At 68.1% G+C, this 15,642-nt stretch carries 17 protein-coding genes; 10 read left to right on the top strand and 7 right to left on the bottom strand.

Annotated features, from left to right (window positions below; all coding sequences use genetic code 11):
• Window positions 1-51: 51 nt before the first annotated feature.
• From uvrC to CK951_RS14250, 4 genes are all read right to left on the bottom strand, one after another.
• Complete coding sequence (gene uvrC / locus CK951_RS14235; protein ID WP_096786775.1) at window positions 52-1,923, bottom strand: excinuclease ABC subunit UvrC; 1,872 nt, start codon at window positions 1,921-1,923, stop codon at window positions 52-54.
• Between the two features lie 305 nt (window positions 1,924-2,228).
• Entirely contained in the window at window positions 2,229-3,002 is a 774-nt protein-coding gene (locus tag CK951_RS14240; RefSeq protein ID WP_096786776.1) for an SDR family oxidoreductase, read from the bottom strand.
• Complete coding sequence (locus tag CK951_RS14245) at window positions 3,002-3,187, bottom strand: hypothetical protein (RefSeq protein WP_096786777.1); 186 nt, start codon at window positions 3,185-3,187, stop codon at window positions 3,002-3,004. The genes CK951_RS14240 and CK951_RS14245 overlap by 1 nt, the downstream gene beginning before the upstream one ends.
• A complete protein-coding gene (locus CK951_RS14250; RefSeq protein WP_096786778.1) occupies window positions 3,188-3,985 on the bottom strand; it encodes a S49 family peptidase in 798 nt (265 codons plus the stop codon).
• A gap of 88 nt (window positions 3,986-4,073) precedes the next feature.
• On the opposite strand from CK951_RS14250, the gene CK951_RS14255 reads away from it, so the two are divergent.
• The 6 genes from CK951_RS14255 to CK951_RS14280 all read left to right on the top strand — a co-directional run bounded on the left by CK951_RS14255 (window position 4,074) and on the right by CK951_RS14280 (window position 10,963).
• Complete coding sequence (locus CK951_RS14255) at window positions 4,074-4,967, top strand: LysR family transcriptional regulator (protein ID WP_096786779.1); 894 nt, start codon at window positions 4,074-4,076, stop codon at window positions 4,965-4,967.
• A 91-nt stretch (window positions 4,968-5,058) separates the two neighbouring features.
• Window positions 5,059-5,532: a formate dehydrogenase subunit gamma gene (locus tag CK951_RS14260; protein WP_096786780.1), complete on the top strand. Its 474-nt coding sequence runs from the start codon at window positions 5,059-5,061 to the stop codon at window positions 5,530-5,532.
• Window positions 5,529-7,058 carry an NADH-quinone oxidoreductase subunit NuoF gene (locus tag CK951_RS14265; RefSeq protein ID WP_096786781.1) on the top strand — a complete coding sequence of 510 codons (1,530 nt, stop codon included), beginning with the start codon at window positions 5,529-5,531 and terminating at the stop codon, window positions 7,056-7,058. Before CK951_RS14260 ends, CK951_RS14265 begins: the two co-directional genes overlap by 4 nt.
• A complete protein-coding gene (gene fdhF, locus CK951_RS14270; protein ID WP_096786782.1) occupies window positions 7,055-9,937 on the top strand; it encodes a formate dehydrogenase subunit alpha in 2,883 nt (960 codons plus the stop codon). The genes CK951_RS14265 and fdhF overlap by 4 nt, the downstream gene beginning before the upstream one ends.
• Entirely contained in the window at window positions 9,934-10,752 is an 819-nt protein-coding gene (gene fdhD / locus CK951_RS14275; RefSeq protein WP_096786783.1) for a formate dehydrogenase accessory sulfurtransferase FdhD, read from the top strand. The genes fdhF and fdhD overlap by 4 nt, the downstream gene beginning before the upstream one ends.
• Window positions 10,742-10,963 carry a formate dehydrogenase subunit delta gene (locus CK951_RS14280; RefSeq protein ID WP_096786784.1) on the top strand — a complete coding sequence of 74 codons (222 nt, stop codon included), beginning with the start codon at window positions 10,742-10,744 and terminating at the stop codon, window positions 10,961-10,963. The genes fdhD and CK951_RS14280 overlap by 11 nt, the downstream gene beginning before the upstream one ends.
• Window positions 10,964-10,988: 25 nt before the next feature.
• On the opposite strand, the gene CK951_RS14285 is transcribed toward CK951_RS14280, so the two are convergent.
• The gene (locus CK951_RS14285) at window positions 10,989-11,198 is read right to left on the bottom strand and encodes a hypothetical protein (RefSeq protein ID WP_096786785.1); all 210 of its coding nucleotides are present in this window, start codon (window positions 11,196-11,198) and stop codon (window positions 10,989-10,991) included.
• Window positions 11,199-11,551: 353 nt separating this feature from the next.
• Between CK951_RS14285 and CK951_RS14290 the strand changes: the two genes are divergently transcribed.
• On the top strand, window positions 11,552-12,745 hold the full coding sequence (locus tag CK951_RS14290) for a glycosyltransferase (RefSeq protein ID WP_096787274.1): 1,194 nt from the start codon (window positions 11,552-11,554) through the stop codon (window positions 12,743-12,745).
• Here CK951_RS14290 and CK951_RS14295 read toward each other — a convergent pair.
• A complete protein-coding gene (locus tag CK951_RS14295; protein WP_232520733.1) occupies window positions 12,742-13,392 on the bottom strand; it encodes a winged helix-turn-helix domain-containing protein in 651 nt (216 codons plus the stop codon). The two genes, CK951_RS14290 and CK951_RS14295, sit on opposite strands and share 4 nt — an antisense overlap.
• A gap of 74 nt (window positions 13,393-13,466) precedes the next feature.
• The gene (locus CK951_RS14300; RefSeq protein ID WP_096786786.1) at window positions 13,467-13,670 is read right to left on the bottom strand and encodes a hypothetical protein; all 204 of its coding nucleotides are present in this window, start codon (window positions 13,668-13,670) and stop codon (window positions 13,467-13,469) included.
• Between the two features lie 328 nt (window positions 13,671-13,998).
• On the opposite strand from CK951_RS14300, the gene CK951_RS14305 reads away from it, so the two are divergent.
• The 3 genes from CK951_RS14305 (at window position 13,999) to CK951_RS14315 (ending at window position 15,615) form a co-directional block, all read left to right on the top strand.
• Window positions 13,999-14,220: a hypothetical protein gene (locus CK951_RS14305; RefSeq protein WP_157764561.1), complete on the top strand. Its 222-nt coding sequence runs from the start codon at window positions 13,999-14,001 to the stop codon at window positions 14,218-14,220.
• Between the two features lie 97 nt (window positions 14,221-14,317).
• Window positions 14,318-14,563 carry a WGR domain-containing protein gene (locus CK951_RS14310; protein ID WP_096786787.1) on the top strand — a complete coding sequence of 82 codons (246 nt, stop codon included), beginning with the start codon at window positions 14,318-14,320 and terminating at the stop codon, window positions 14,561-14,563.
• Window positions 14,560-15,615 (top strand): saccharopine dehydrogenase, encoded by a 1,056-nt coding sequence (locus tag CK951_RS14315; RefSeq protein ID WP_096786788.1) that lies wholly within the window; start codon window positions 14,560-14,562, stop codon window positions 15,613-15,615. Before CK951_RS14310 ends, CK951_RS14315 begins: the two co-directional genes overlap by 4 nt.
• The last annotated feature ends 27 nt before the right edge of the window (window positions 15,616-15,642 follow it).

The following is a 15,642-nucleotide window of genomic DNA, read 5'->3' on the forward strand; positions in this document are numbered from 1 at the left end:
TAGCCCATTCCCCGCGGCGGGGGGAAGAGGCAGAAGCAGCGGCGCCCCGCCTCAGGTCCCGTGAAAATAATCGTGAATGGTCTGGGCAAGCGTCTCGGAGATGCCATCGACGGCGCAGAGATCGGGCACGCCCGCCCGCGCCACTGCCTTGGCCGAGCCGAAATGGGCCAGAAGCGCCCGCTTCCGCGTGGCGCCCACACCCGGGATCTCGTCGAGCGGCGTCGCGCTCACCGCCTTGGCGCGCTTCGCCCGGTGCGCCCCGATCGCCCAGCGGTGGGCCTCGTCGCGCAGCCGCTGCACGAAGTAGAGCACGGGATCGTTCATGCGCAGCGCGAAGGGTGGCTCGCCGGGGCGGTGGAACTCCTCCTTGCCGGCGTCGCGGTCGATGCCCTTGGCCACGCCCACGAAGGGGATGTCGTCCACACCCAGCCCCTGCATGATCTCCTGCACGGCCGAGACCTGTCCGGCGCCGCCGTCGATGAGCAGAAGGTCGGGCCACGCGTCGGACTTCCGCTCGGGGTCCTCCTTCAGCAGGCGCTCGAACCGGCGGGTGAGCACCTCCTTCATCATGCCGAAGTCGTCGCCCTGCGCGCCCGCCGCGCCGCGGATGTTGAACTTGCGATACTGGCTTTTCAGGAACCCCTCGGGCCCGGCGACGATCATCCCGCCCACGGCGTTGGTGCCCTGGATGTGCGAGTTGTCATAGACCTCGATCCGCTTCGGCGGGGCGTCGAGGTCGAAGGCCTCGGCCAGTCCGGTCAGCAGCCGGTTCTGCGTGGCGCTTTCCGCCATGCGCCGCGCGAGGCTTTCGCGGGCATTCCTCAGCGCGTTCTCGACCAGTTCGGCCTTCTCGCCCCGCTGCGGCACGCCCAGCGTGACCTTGCGGCCGGCCCGCTCGGACAGCAGCTGTGCCACGAGGTCAGGGTTGTCGACCGGATGCGACAGCAGGATCAGCCGGGGCGGTTCCTTGTCGTCGTAGAACTGGGCAAGGAAGGCCTCGAGGATCTCGGGCTCCTCCGCCCCCGCGCCGGTGCGGGGATAGAAGTCGCGGTTGCCCCAGGACTGGTTTGCGCGGATGAAGAAGACCTGCACGCAGGCCTGCCCGCCTTCCAGATGGACGGCGATCACGTCGGCCTCGGCCACGCCCTTCGGGTTGATGCCCTGCGAGGACTGCACCTGCGTCAGCGCCTTGATCCGGTCGCGGAGCGCGGCCGCCCGCTCGAACTCCATCGCCTCGGAGGCTGCCGCCATCTGCTCGGCAAGGCTCGCCTGCACCTTGGTCGTGCGCCCCTGCAGGAAGCGCTCGGCGTCGCCGATCAGCGCGGCATAATCTTCGGGTTCGATCCGGCCCACGCAGGGGGCGGAGCAGCGCTTGATCTGGTAGAGCAGGCAGGGCCGCGTGCGGCTCTCGAACATGGAATCCGAGCAGGTGCGCAGCAGGAACACCCGCTGCAACTGGTTCAGCGTGCGGTTCACCGCGCCCGCGCTGGCGAAGGGACCGAAGTAGCTGCCCTTCTCGCTGCGCTTGCCACGGTGCTTCTTCAGCATCGGAAAGGGATGGTCCTTGGCGATGAGAATGTTCGGGAAGCTCTTGTCGTCGCGCAGCAGCACGTTGTAGCGCGGCTTCAATTGCTTGATCAGGTTCTGTTCAAGCAGCAGCGCCTCGGTCTCGGTCCGCGTGGTCAGAAACATCATCGAGGAAGTTTCGCGGATCATCCGCGCGATCCGCCCCGAGTGCCCCGAGGGCCGGGCATAGTTCGACACCCTCGCGCGGAGGTTGCGGGCCTTGCCGACATAGAGCACCTGGCTCTGCGCATCGAGCATCCGGTAGACGCCCGGCGAGCCGTCGAGCGTCTTCAGGTAGCCCTGAATGACCGCATGCCCAGTGGGCGCCGCCTTGCCTTCCGTTTCGTCACCCTGCACGACCGTTCCCGATCCTTTCCGACGTCCTCGATTCCCGGTCCTTCGCTGCAACGATAGCGGCAGGGCCACAAGAGGAAACCTGTCCACCGTTTCTGTGGATAACTCTGCGCAAAACGTTCTGGCAGTGCGGAATTTTCCTTGTTGTAAGGCGGTTTCGCCTGTTTGCGTGTTTTTTAGGCAATGCTGTAACGGACTGAATAAGCATGATAATTTTTATCGCCACATCCCAAAGGCATGAAACGGCACAGCTTTCCGGGTGCCCCTGTCCGCAACTTTCCAAAAGTGGACAACTCGGGCGGGAGCGGTCAGTCCCTGAGCGTGCGGAGCGGTCCGGGACCCAGATGCTGCCCCCCGTCGACGCAGATCATCTGCCCCGTCACGGCAGGGGCATCGATGAGAAAACCAAGCGCCGCGGTAATATCGGAGACGTTCGCGCCACGGCCGAGGACGGTCGAGGCACGCTCGGCCGCGAAGGTCTCGGGCGTCTGGTGCGCACCCTGCAACGTGGGGCCCGGGCCAATGCCGTTCACGCGGACCCGCGGGGCCAGTTCCTGCGCCGCGACTCGGGTCAGCGTCCAGAGCCCGACCTTGGCTATCGTGTAGGTTGCGAAGTCCGCCGTCGGGTGCAGGACACGCTGATCGATCATGTTGACGATCAGTCCGCGGGCCAGCGGCTCACCCCGGGCGTCCCGGTCCGGCGGGGGAACCTGCCCGGCGAAGCACTGCGTCAGCAAGAAGGGCGCCCGCAGGTTCGATTCCATATGCCGGTCCCACGACTCGCGCGTGGCGCCGGCGATGGTATCGTGCTCGAAGATCGAGGCGTTGTTCACCAGCAGGTCGAGCGGCCCGCCCAGCGCCTCGGCGGCGCGGGGGACCAGCGTCGCCGTCTCGGCCTCGACCAGCAGATCGGCCCGCAGCGCGGCCGAGGCCCTGCCCAGCGACCGGATCCGGGCCACGACATCCTCGGCATCGGCGGCAGAGCCGGCGTAGTGCACCGCCACGTCGAAGCCGCGACCGGCCAGATACAGCGCCATCTCGCGGCCCAGACGCCGCGCCGCGCCGGTCACCAGTGCCCGCATCAGCCCCGTCCCTTCCGGCAGTCGCATCCGCCCTTGCCGACGATGAACCGGCCGCAATGGCCGCAGATCGTCGGCGGCGGCACCTTGGCCTGCGGCCTGCGCCCGCCCAGCGGCCAGCGGAACCGGCCGATCAGCGCGATCGCCGCCATGCCGAGCAGGAAGAGGAGCGTGATCTTGAGCAGCATCTAGAGCCCGTAGCGCGCCCAGAGGCTGCGATCCTCGATCTCGGACAGGGCATCGCGCAGGAGGCCCGCGCCCAGCCGTTGCAGCAGCGGCCGCCGCACGCCGTAGGGCACGAGGCGCACCTTCTCGCCGTAAAGCTCCTTCAGCTTCGGCACGAGATGCCCGACGCCGTCGGCAAGGCCCAGCTTCACCGCCTCGGCGCCCACCCAGATGTCGGCGTTGAACAGGTCGGCCGAGTCGTCCAGCCGCGCGCCGCGGCGGCGCTTCACATGGTCGATGAAGGCGCGGTGGATCGGCTCCTGCAGCGACTTCAGCCGCTCCACATCCTCGGCCTTCTCGGGCAGGAACGGATCGGCCAGCGACTTCGACCGGCCCGCTGTGTGCACCCGACGCTCGATCCCGTTGCGCGCCATGAATTCGTGAAAGCCGAAGCTGGCGAAGATCACGCCGATCGACCCGAGGATCGAACTGTCATCGACCCAGATCTCGTCGCCCGCGCAGGCCAGCCAGTAGCCGCCCGAGGCCGCGACATCCTCGACGAAGGCGTGCACCTTGATGCCCTTCTCGTCGGCAAGCCGCCGGATGCGCGCCGCGATCAGGCTGGACTGAACCGGGGAGCCGCCCGGAGAGTTGATCGCCAGCGCCACGGCCGCCGGCTTCCCGCGCGAGAAGGCCTTTTCGATCACGCTGGCCAGTCCGCTGTCCGACAGGCCGGCACGCGGCCCGGTCGCGATCACACCCTGAAGCCGGATCACCGGCACGACCGGGTCCTTCCTGATGAACGGGATATACTGTTTCATGCGCCCGATGTAGGCCGGAGCTTGTCGGGGAACAAGACGAAGCCGGACGTCCACGGCAATTCTTGCCGTCCACTCCCTGGAGAGCCGAATGATCGACAAGCTGGAAATGTTCATTGCGCTCGCGCGCGAGCGTCACTTCGGCCGCGCGGCCGAAGCCTGCCGGGTGACGCAGCCCACGCTGTCCTCGGCGATCCGGCAGCTCGAGGATCAGCTGGGCGTGCAGCTCGTCTTCCGCGGCTCGCGCTTTCAGGGCCTGACGCCCGAGGGGGCCCGCGCGCTGGACTGGGCGCGGCGCATCGTGGGCGACGTGCGCGCGCTGCGGGACGAGATGCGCGCGGTGCGCTCGGGCCTCTCGGGCAACCTGCGGATCGGGGTGATCCCGACCGCCGTGCCGATGGTGGCCGAGCTGACGGCGCCCTTCCTCGAACGGCACCCGGGGGTGCATGTGCGGGTGCTGTCGCGCACCTCGGCCGAGATCCTTGCCGGAATCGAGGGGCTGGAGTTCGACGCGGGCATCACCTACCTCGATAACGAGCCGCTGGGCCGCGTGACGCAGGTGCCGCTTTACGCCGAGGGCTACCGGCTGGTCTGCGCCCCCGGTTTCGCGCTGGCGGGGCGGGCAGCCGTCACCTGGGCCGAGGTCGCGGACCTGCCGCTCTGCCTGCTGACCGCCGACATGCAGAACCGGCGCATCGTGAACCAGCATCTGACCGGGCCGGATGCCGCGATCACGCCGTCGGTCGAGTCGAACTCGACCCTCACGCTGATCTCGCATGTGATGACGGGCCGCTGGGCCAGCGTGCTGCCGAAGAAGCTGGCCGACCTCTTCACCGCGAACGGCAGCCTGATGGCCATCCCGATCGGCGAGCCCGAGGTGGAGCATCTGGTCGGGCTGATCGCGGCCCATCGTGAACCGCACACGCCGATCCTGACAGCGCTGCTCGATGCGGCGCGGCGCCTGACCGAGGCTCCGGCTCGATAGGCTTTCTCGATCATCCCACGGATAGTTGATATTGATATACCTATCAGGCTGCGTATTTTTGTCGCCTGTTCCGGGGGAGGAGGAGGGCCGCATGCGTCTGGACGAGGCGGAGGTACACGCGCGCGTGGGAGAGATCCTCGACGCGCATGAAGCCATGGAGGGACCGCTCCTGCCGATCCTGCATGCCGTGCAGGACGCCTTCGGCCATGTGCCCCTCGAGGCCCTGCCCCAGATCGCCGAGCGGCTGAACCTCTCGCGGGCGGAAGTGCATGGCGTGATGAGCTTTTACCACGATTTCCGCAGCCAGCCGCATGGCCGCCATGTCATCAAGCTGTGCCGGGCGGAGGCGTGTCAGTCGATGGGCGCCGATCGCGTGGCAGGCCATGCGCAGGCGCGGCTGGGCATCGGCTGGCACCAGACCACCGCGGATGGCGGCGTAACGCTGGAGCCGGTGTTCTGCCTCGGCCTCTGCGCCTGCGGGCCGGCCGCTCTGGTCGATGGTCGCGTGGTGGGACGCGTGGACGAAGCGCGATTCGACCGCCTGCTGGAGGAGGTGCGGCCATGAGGATCTTCGTTCCCCGAGATGCCGCCGCCAAGGCACTGGGCGCCGATGAGGTCGCCGAGGCGATCCGCGCCGAGGCCACGCGCCGCGGTCTTGACCTGACGCTGGTGCGCAACGGCACGCGCGGCATGGTCTGGCTGGAGCCGCTGGTCGAGATCGCGACGCCCGAGGGCCGCATGGCCTTTGGCCGGGTCACGCCTGCCGACGTGCCGGCGCTGTTCGACGCCGAATGGGCGGATCATCCACTGGCGCTCGGCCCGACCGAGGAACTGCCCTGGCTGATGATGCAGACCCGCCTGACCTTCGCGCGCTGCGGGATCACCGATCCGCTCTGCCTTGCGGATTACGAGGCGCACCATGGCTTCCGGGGCCTGCACCGCGCGATCGGAATGAGCCGCGAGGCAATCCTGCAGGAGGTAATCGACTCAGGCCTCCGCGGCCGGGGCGGCGCCGGTTTCCCCACCGGCATCAAGTGGAAGACCGTGGCCGAGGCGCCCGCGGATCAGAAATACATCGTCTGCAACGCCGACGAGGGCGACAGCGGCACCTTCGCCGACCGGATGATCATGGAGGGCGATCCCTTCACCCTGATCGAGGGCATGATCATCGCCGGCATCGCCACCGGCGCAACCCGCGGCTACGTCTACATGCGGTCCGAATATCCGGACGCGACCGAAGTGATGATCGAGGCGGTGAAGATCGCCCGCGAGCACGGGCTGCTTGGCCCTTCCGTCATGGGCTCCGGCCACGCCTTCGACATGGAGATCCGCGTCGGCGCCGGCGCCTATGTCTGCGGCGAGGAAACCTCGCTGCTAAACTCGCTCGAAGGCAAGCGCGGGGTGGTGCGGGCGAAGCCGCCGCTGCCCGCGCTGGAGGGGTTCCTCGGCAAGCCCACCGTGGTCAACAACGTGATCTCGCTTGCCTCGATCCCCGTGATCTTCGAGAAGGGCGCCGCCTACTACCGCGACTTCGGCCTCGGCCGGTCGCGCGGCACGATCCCCTTGCAGATCGCCGGGAACGTGCGGCGCGGCGGGTTGTTCGAAGTGGCCTTCGGCATGAGCCTCGGGCAGATCGTCGATGACATCGCCGGTGGCACCGCCTCGGGCCGGCCGGTCAAGGCGGTGCAGGTCGGCGGCCCGCTCGGCGCGTATTTTCCCCGCGCGCTGTTCGACACCGCCTTCTGCTACGAGGAATTCGCCGGCGCCGAGGGCCTCGTGGGCCATGCCGGAATCGTGGTCTTCGACGACACGGTGGACATGCTGAAACAGGCCCGCTTTGCGATGGAGTTCTGCGCCATCGAAAGCTGCGGCAAGTGCACCCCCTGCCGGATCGGCGCGGTGCGCGGGATGGAGACGGTGGACCGGATCGCGAAGGGCGATCCGGCCGCGATCCCGCTTCTCACGGATCTGTGCGCCACGATGAAATCGGGATCGCTTTGCGCTCTGGGCGGTTTCACCCCCTACCCGGTAATGAGCGCCCTCACCCACTTCCCGGACGACTTCGCCCCGTTGAAGGAGGCAGCCGAATGAAAGACTTCATCATCCCCGACGACCGCGACTACGGCACGCCCGAGTCGAAATCCACGACCTTGGTCACGCTGGAGGTGGACGGTTTCGAAGTCAGTGTTCCGGCCGGAACCTCGGTGATGCGTGCGGCGGCCGAGATCGGCATCATGGTCCCCAAACTCTGCGCGACCGACAACATGGACGCCTTCGGCTCGTGCCGGCTCTGCCTCGTCGAGATCGAGGGGCGCGCGGGTACGCCTGCCTCCTGCACGACGCCGGTCACGCCCGGCATGAAGGTCCGCACCCAGACGCCGAATCTGAAGCAGCTGCGCCGCGGGGTCATGGAGCTTTACATCTCCGACCACCCGCTCGACTGCCTGACCTGCGCCGCCAACGGCGATTGCGAGTTGCAGGACATGGCAGGCGCCGTGGGCTTGCGCGACGTGCGCTATGAGGCCGTGCAGAACCATTTCGAAGCGCGCCGCACCGGCGGCGATCCGAACCCCGAATGGATCCCCAAGGACGAGTCGAATCCCTACTTCACCTTCGATCCGGCCAAGTGCATCGTCTGCTCGCGCTGCGTGCGGGCCTGCGAGGAGGTGCAGGGCACCTTCGCCCTGACCATCGAAGGCCGGGGCTTCGACAGCCGCGTCTCGGCCGGCATGACGGGGGACACGTTCCTCACCTCGGACTGCGTGAGTTGCGGCGCCTGCGTGCAGGCTTGCCCGACCGCTACCCTGCAGGAGAAGTCGATGATCGAGATCGGCACGCCCGAACGCTCGATCATCACCACCTGCGCCTATTGCGGCGTCGGCTGCTCGTTCAAGGCCGAGATGCGCGGCGACGAACTGGTGCGGATGGTGCCGTGGAAGGCCGGCAAGGCCAACCGCGGCCATTCCTGCGTGAAGGGCCGCTTTGCCTACGGCTATGCAGCGCACAAGGACCGCATCCTGAAGCCGATGGTGCGCGAGTCGATCCATGACCCGTGGCAGGAGGTGACCTGGGACGAGGCGCTCGGCTTCGCCGCCCGCCGCCTGCGTGCGATCCAGGAGCAGCACGGCCGCCACTCGATCGGCGTCATCACCTCGTCGCGCTGCACCAACGAGGAGACCTACCTCGTCCAGAAGCTGACGCGCGCCGTCTTCCGCAACAACAACACCGATACCTGCGCCCGCGTCTGCCACTCGCCGACCGGCTATGGCCTCGGCCAGACCTTCGGCACCTCGGCCGGCACGCAGGATTTCGATTCGGTCGATGACGCCGATGTGGTGGTGATCATCGGCGCGAACCCGACGGACGGGCATCCGGTCTTTGCCAGCCGCCTGAAGAAGCGCCTGCGCAAGGGCGCGAAACTGATTATCATCGACCCGCGCCGCATCGACCTGGTGAGGAGCCCGCATGTCGAGGCGGCGCACCATCTCGCCTTGCGGCCGGGCACCAACGTTGCCGTCGTGACGGCAATTGCCCACGTGATCGTGACGGAAGGCCTGATGGATGAAAAATTCATCCGCGAGCGTTGCGACTGGGACGAGTTCCAGGATTATGCCGAGTTCGTCTCGGATCCGAAGCATGCGCCCGAGGCGGTCGAGAGCCTGACCGGGGTGCCGGCGGCGGACCTGCGGGCGGCCGCCCGGCTCTACGCAACCGGCGGAAATGGCGCGATCTACTATGGTCTTGGCGTCACCGAGCACAGCCAAGGCTCGACGACGGTGATCGGCATTGCCAACCTGGCCATGCTGACCGGCAACATCGGCCGCCCTGGCGTGGGGGTCAACCCGCTGCGTGGGCAGAACAACGTGCAGGGCTCCTGCGACATGGGATCCTTCCCGCACGAGCTCCCCGGCTACCGGCACGTGAAAAACGATTCCGCACGCGAGGTGTTCGAGCGGCTCTGGGGCGTGGAGATCGACACCGAGCCGGGCCTGCGCATTCCCAACATGCTCGACGCGGCGGTGGAGGGCACGTTCAAGGGACTCTATTGCCAGGGCGAGGACATCCTGCAATCCGACCCCGACACGAAGCACGTGGCGGCGGGCCTTGCTGCGATGGACTGCGTGATCGTGCACGACCTGTTCCTGAACGAGACGGCGAACTACGCCCATGTCTTCCTTCCGGGTTCGTCCTTCCTCGAGAAGGACGGCACCTTCACCAACGCCGAGCGCCGCATCAACCGCGTGCGCAAGGTGATGGCGCCGAAGAACGGCTACGGCGACTGGGAGGTGACGCAGATGCTCGCGAATGCGATGGGCGCCGGCTGGACCTATACCCACCCGAGCCAGATCATGGACGAGATCGCGGCGACGACGCCTTCGTTCGCTGGCGTGAGCTATGACCTGCTCGAGGAGGTCGGCTCGGTCCAGTGGCCCTGCAACGAGGAGCACCCGTTCGGCACGCCGCTCATGCACACCGACAGCTTCATGCGCGGGCGCGGCAAGTTCATCCGCACGGAATACGTGGCGACTGACGAGAAGACCGGCCCGCGTTTCCCGCTGCTGCTGACCACCGGCCGGATCCTCAGCCAGTATAACGTGGGCGCGCAGACCCGCCGCACCGCGAACGTCGTCTGGCACGAAGAGGACGTGCTGGAGATCCATCCCCACGATGCCGAGGTGCGCGGCGTGAAGAACCGCGACTGGGTGAGGCTCGCCTCCCGCGCCGGCGAGACGACGCTGAGGGCGAAGCTCACCGACCGGGTGTCGCCGGGCGTGGTCTACACCACCTTCCACCACCCGCAGACGCAGGCCAACGTCATCACGACCGACTTCTCGGACTGGGCGACCAACTGCCCGGAATACAAGGTGACGGCGGTGCAGGTCTCGTTGTCGAACGGTCCGTCGGATTGGCAGGAGGATTACATGGCGCAGACGCAACTTGCCCGGCGCATCCTGCCCGCGGCGGAATGATGGAGACCAGCCGCCTGCTGCCCCGGCTGGCCATGTCGCCGGGGCACGTGGAGGGGGGCTCCCGCTGCCTGCCCGAGGAGGTGGCGATCGCGCTCACCTTCAACGGCAGCACGCAGGCCGTGATGATGGCCACTCCGGCGGATCTCGAGGATTTCGCGGCAGGCTTTGCGCTGACCGAAGGGTTCGCCCAGGTGGAGGAGATCGACAGCATCACGCCGGTGGAAGTTGCGCGCGGCATCGACCTTCAGATCTGGCTGCGCCCCGCGGCCGAGGCGCGGCTTGCCGCGCGCCGGCGTCGGATGGCGGGTCCCGTCGGCTGCGGACTCTGCGGCATCGACTCGCTCGACGAGGCGCTGCGTGATCCGCCGCCGGTGCCGGACAATGCGCTTCGGCTGACGGTTGCGCAGGCGGCCGAGGCGGTCTCCGCCCTGACCCAGCACCAGCCGTTGCATGACGCGACCCGCGCCGTCCATGCGGCGGGCTTCTGGATGCCCGGACTGGGAATGGTCGCGGCGCGCGAGGACGTCGGGCGGCACAACGCGCTCGACAAGCTGGCAGGGGCGCTGGTGCGCCGCGGCACCGCGACGGCGGCTGGCGCGGTCGTGCTCACCTCCCGCGTGTCGATCGATCTGGTGCAGAAATGCGCCCGCCTCGGGTCTTCCCTGCTGATCGCCGTCTCGGCGCCGACCGCCCATGCGGTGAGGATGGCCGAAGCGGCCGGGATCACGCTTGTGGCCCTGGCACGCGGCGGGCGCTGCGAGGTCTTCTCCCATCCCCATCGCATCCATTCCGACGAGGCCGCGCATGTCGCCTGAGAAGCTGATCCACATGGCGAACCAGATCGCCACTTTCTTTGAATCGAAGCCTCATGCCGAGGGCGTCGCGGGCACGGCGGCCCATATAAACGATTTCTGGGAGCCGCGTATGCGCCGTCAGCTCCTGGCGCTGATCGAGGCCGGCACGCCCGGCCTGCGGCCCATGGTGCTGGAAGCTGCGCCGGGCATCCGCCGACCGACGGAAGTCTGACTGCCGGCCCGGCGGGAGGCGAAGGTCAGTTCAGGCCGGGGCTTTGATGCGCGACGACGACGCGGTCGCGCAGACCCGGACGGATGACGGCGAAGGCCATGAACAGGATCGCGCCGGCGGTGCCGGCCAGCGAATGCAGCAGCACGGCCGCAGGGATCGAATAGCCGTGGAACAGCCCCCAGATGGCGAGGCTCAGGCCGGGGATGATGCTGGAGAAGATGAGTCCGAAGGCCATCGGCAGATCCTGAAATGTCCCGCCATATCGTGCGGTGCGTTCAATCTTTGCAGACAATCGTTAGCAAACCGTTCAAAACCGCGGACGGTTTGCGGCTAAATCATGGCATTCCGCTGCAATCCTGCCCCCATGGCCTGCCTGCAGCACAAAGGCCGATCTGCCGTGACGAAGCGGCTGTCCCGCGGCCGGAAGGTCGACCGCAGAACCGCCCCCCGGCGCAGGCCGGCCCTGGAAGCGTCCCTGCCCGGAGGGGGGCGGCACTTTGCCCGCTGCATCATCATGTCGCCGCGGGGCTAGGAATGGCTGGCTGCACGGCCTATGCCTTGGACATTTCCGCAAATCGGTTCTGCCAAATGAATATCGGCTACCTGGTGACCATCTATCCGCGCGCGACGCACGGCTACATCCGGCGCGAGATCCAGGCGCTGGAGCGTGCGGGGCACCGGGTCCACCGCTTTGCCATCCGCAGCGACCGGGCGGCTCTTACCGATGCCGCCGACCTGGCCGAGGACGACCTGACCGAGCACCTGCTGCGTCAGGGGCCGGTCCGGCTGGCGCTGTCGGCCCTCTTCTGGATGGCCGGCAGGCCCCGCCAGGCCTCGCGAGGGCTGCGGCTTGCGGCCAGGTGCGGAACCCAGGGCGGGCGGCTGCGCCACATCGGCTACCTGATCCAGGCTGCGCATCTTGCCCGGCGGTGCCGGGATCTCGGGATCACCCACCTCCACGCCTATTTCGGAACCGCCTCGGCAACGGTGGCGATGCTGGCCGAGGCGCTCGGCGGGCCGAGGTTCAGCTTCACCGTCCACGGGCCGGACGAATTCGACGCACCGGTGGCCCTCAGCCTGCCGCTGAAGATGCACCGCGCGACCTTCACCGTCGCCGTCAGCTCCTATGGCCGCAGCCAGCTCTACCGCTGGGCGCAGCCACAGGACTGGCGGCGCATCCACGTGGTGCATTGCGGGATCGAGCCGGAGCTGTTCCCGACCACCCTACCGCTTCCGCCGAGCGGGCCGCGGCTGGTGGCCGTGGGGCGCCTGTCCGAGCAGAAGGGCTTCGTGCTGCTGGTGGAGGCCATCGCGCTGGCGGCTGCGCGCTTGCCGGACCTGCACCTGACGCTGGTGGGCGACGGACCCCTGCGTGGCCGGATCGAGACGCTGATCCGCGCGCGGAACCTGGCCTCGCGCATCACGCTGACCGGCTGGGCGGACGAGGCCCGCGTCCGGCGCGAACTGGAGGCGGCACAGGCCCTCATCCTGCCCTCGTTCGCCGAGGGGCTTCCGACGGTGGTGATGGAGGCGATGGCGGCCGGCCGGCCGGTGATCGGCACGATGGTGGCGGGCGTGCCGGAACTGGTCCTGCCCGGAGAGACCGGGCATCTCGTGCCCGCGGGCGACGCGCAGGCGCTGGCCGCCGCCATCGAGCGACTCGCGGCCACCCCGCTCGAGACGCTGGCCGAGATGGGGCACGCGGCCCGCCTGCGGGTTCTGGAGCGCCACGACATCAACCGCGAGGCGGCGCGGCTGGCGCAGCTCTTCGCCGGCGCCTAGGCGGTGAAGGCGTAGCCAACGCCGTGGACCGTGCGGATGAAATGGCTGCCGCGGGTCGCCGAGGGGATCTTGCGGCGCAGGCGGCTGACGATCCCGTCCACGACCCGGTCATAGCTTTCCCAGTGCCGGCCCTTGATGGCATTCATGATCTGGTCGCGGCTCAGCACCTGCCCGCGCCGGGCGATCAGCGCGGCCAGCAGCTCGAACTCCGACGTGGTCAGCATGATCTCGCTGCCGTCCGCGGCCCAGACCTGCCGGGACTGCAGGCTGATGCTGTAGCCCTCGAAGCGATGATCGACATTCGGCTGCTCCGGCGGGCGGACCGGCGTGCCGCGTCCGGTGCGCCGATAGACCGCCGTGACGCGCGCCGCCAGTTCGCGCTGCCGGAACGGCTTCACCAGCGAGTCGTCCGCGCCAAGCTCCAGCCCGCGCACCCCCTCGCCCTCGTCGCGGCGACCGGCAAGCAGGATGATGCCCCTGTCGGTGACCTGACGCAGTTCCCGCACCAGCGAGAGCCCGCTTCCATCCGGCAGCGAGGTATCGATGAGATAAAGATCGACATCCTCCTCGGCGTCCAGCTTTCGGAACTGCGCCATGTTCTTGGCCGTGATCACGCGGAAGCCCCGATCCTCCAGGGTCTCCTGCACAGCCGTCAAGACAGACGCCTCGTCATCGAGAGCCAGGATGCAGGGGGCCATCATCCGACACTCCGATCTATCCCTCACCTTATCATTTGGACAACCTTAGCGTGTTCCGCATCCATGGCAATCGCCAAAGGGTAGGATGAGCGCGGCAGTCGCTCGCGGCCGGCGTCCGGCGCGGAAGGTAGCATGAAGACGTTGGCAGTCTCGAGTCCCTCGCGATGAAGATAGCGAAGGGCGCGCAATCTGCGCATCCGGGCGAGTTGCAGCAGAACAATCGACATGTGTCTTTTCCTCCTCATCGTCCCCACGGAATTGCGTTCAATGGAGGAAACGGCGAGAAGCACACCCGCTTTAGTTGTGCCGATGAGAAATTTGCAACCGCTTGGCGGGACTGCGGAAAACCGCTGTGGCAGATTTGCACGAAGGAGAAGAAATTCTCCTAGGTATGGGCTGGTTCCCACCTGTCCGCATATTCGGCACAAATCCGCCTACTACTTGTGAGAGCGTGGAAGGACGACGAATCATTCTCTGGCTGAGAACGGGGCTGCCACCTCGAAAGCGGTATGAAGAAGCGTCAGTACAAGGGCATCGTTCCGGGGAAACGACATCATGCGCATCAACTTCATTTCTTGGGCTGACGGCATCCGCCTTGCCTGGCCGTTCTTCCTGGGCACCCTCCCCCATCCGCGAGGGGCCGCGAAGTCGCCGAAGATCCTGACGCGCGAGGAACTCAGGGAACTCTTCTCGTCAGAGCTTTCGCACGCGGGCCAGGGCGGGCAGAGCCGCCAGCGGCCGGTCGGCATGCCCGACAGGACGCGGCTGCCGGCCTGAGCGACGGCCTCCCGCCGCTGCGCCGCCCGCCTTTCCGGCTGTCATGCCGTCGCAGATCTGGTATCCCTGAAGGCGAGAACGCCACCGGAGGCCCCAGATGCTGACATACCTCTGCCTGCGCGAGACCGACGGCCCCTCCCGCTTCTACCGGGTGGAACTCGTCTACAACCTGTTCGGCGAATATACCGTCCTGCGGGAATGGGGACGGCGCGGCCCGCGCGGCTCCGGTGGCCGTCTCGTCACCTGGTTCTCCAATCTGCGGGATGCCTGCCTTGCGGCCGAGCGCTGGCACCAGCGCGCGCGCCGCCGCGGCTACCGCACCACTGTCGAAAGCAGCGAATGACGCATCTCTGGGTCAGGGCCGAACAGCGGCCGAACGAGGAACGGGTGGGGCTCACCCCGGATGGCGCCGCGGCGCTGATCGCGCGCGGACTGCGCGTCACGGTCGAGGCGAGCCGGACGAGGGCCCTGTCGATCGAGGGCTATGCCGCCGCCGGCTGCGGGATCGCCCCCGAGGGCTCCTGGCCGGATGCGCCGCGCGACGCGATCATCTTCGGTCTGAAGGAGCTGCCCGAGGACGGCACGCCCCTGCCCCATCGCCACATCCTGTTCGGTCACGCCTACAAGGGCCAGCCAGCGGGCCGGGTGCTGCTCGGGCGCTTCAAGGCGGGCGGCGGGACGCTCTACGATCTCGAATCGCTGGTGGACGAGACGGGTCGCCGGGTTGCCGCCTTCGGCTACTGGGCGGGCTATGCCGGGGCTGCGGTGGCGCTGAAGTGCTGGGCGGCGCAGGCGCGCGGCGGGATCTGCGACCCCGTCTCGACCTGGCCGGGACGCGAGGGATTGCTGGCCGATCTCGGCGCGGAACTCGCTGCCGCGCATGCCACCCAGCCGCGGGCGCTGGTGATCGGGGCGAAGGGCCGCGTCGGCACCGGCGCCGCCGATCTGTGCGAGTCGATGGGCCTTGCGGTCACCCGCTGGGACATCGAGGAGACCGCGCATGGCGGTCCCTTCCCCGAGGTGCTGGAGCACGAGATCTTCCTGAACTGCATCCTTGCCCGGCCGGGCTGCCCCGTCTTCGTCCCGGCCGGGGCCGCGGCCGCCCCGCGCGCACTGGCGGTGATCGGCGACATCGCCTGCGACCCGACCTCGGACTTCTCGCCGGTGAAGGTCTATGACCGGGTGACGAGCTGGACCGCGCCGGCGCTGCGCGTCCATGCCGATCCGCCGCTCGACGTCATGGCCATCGACAACCTGCCCTCGCTGCTGCCGGTCGAGAGCAGCCTCGACTATGCCGCGCAGCTTCTGCCCTCGCTCCTCGCGCTCGATGCGCTGGACGAAGGCGTCTGGGGCCGCGCGAAGGCCGAGTTCGACCGCCACGCAGCCACGGTCTGAAACGGAAAGGGGCGCCCCGGGCGCCCC

Origin of the sequence: Rhodobacter sp. CZR27, assembly GCF_002407205.1 — a bacterium.
Classification (GTDB): Bacteria; Pseudomonadota; Alphaproteobacteria; order Rhodobacterales; family Rhodobacteraceae; genus Cereibacter_A.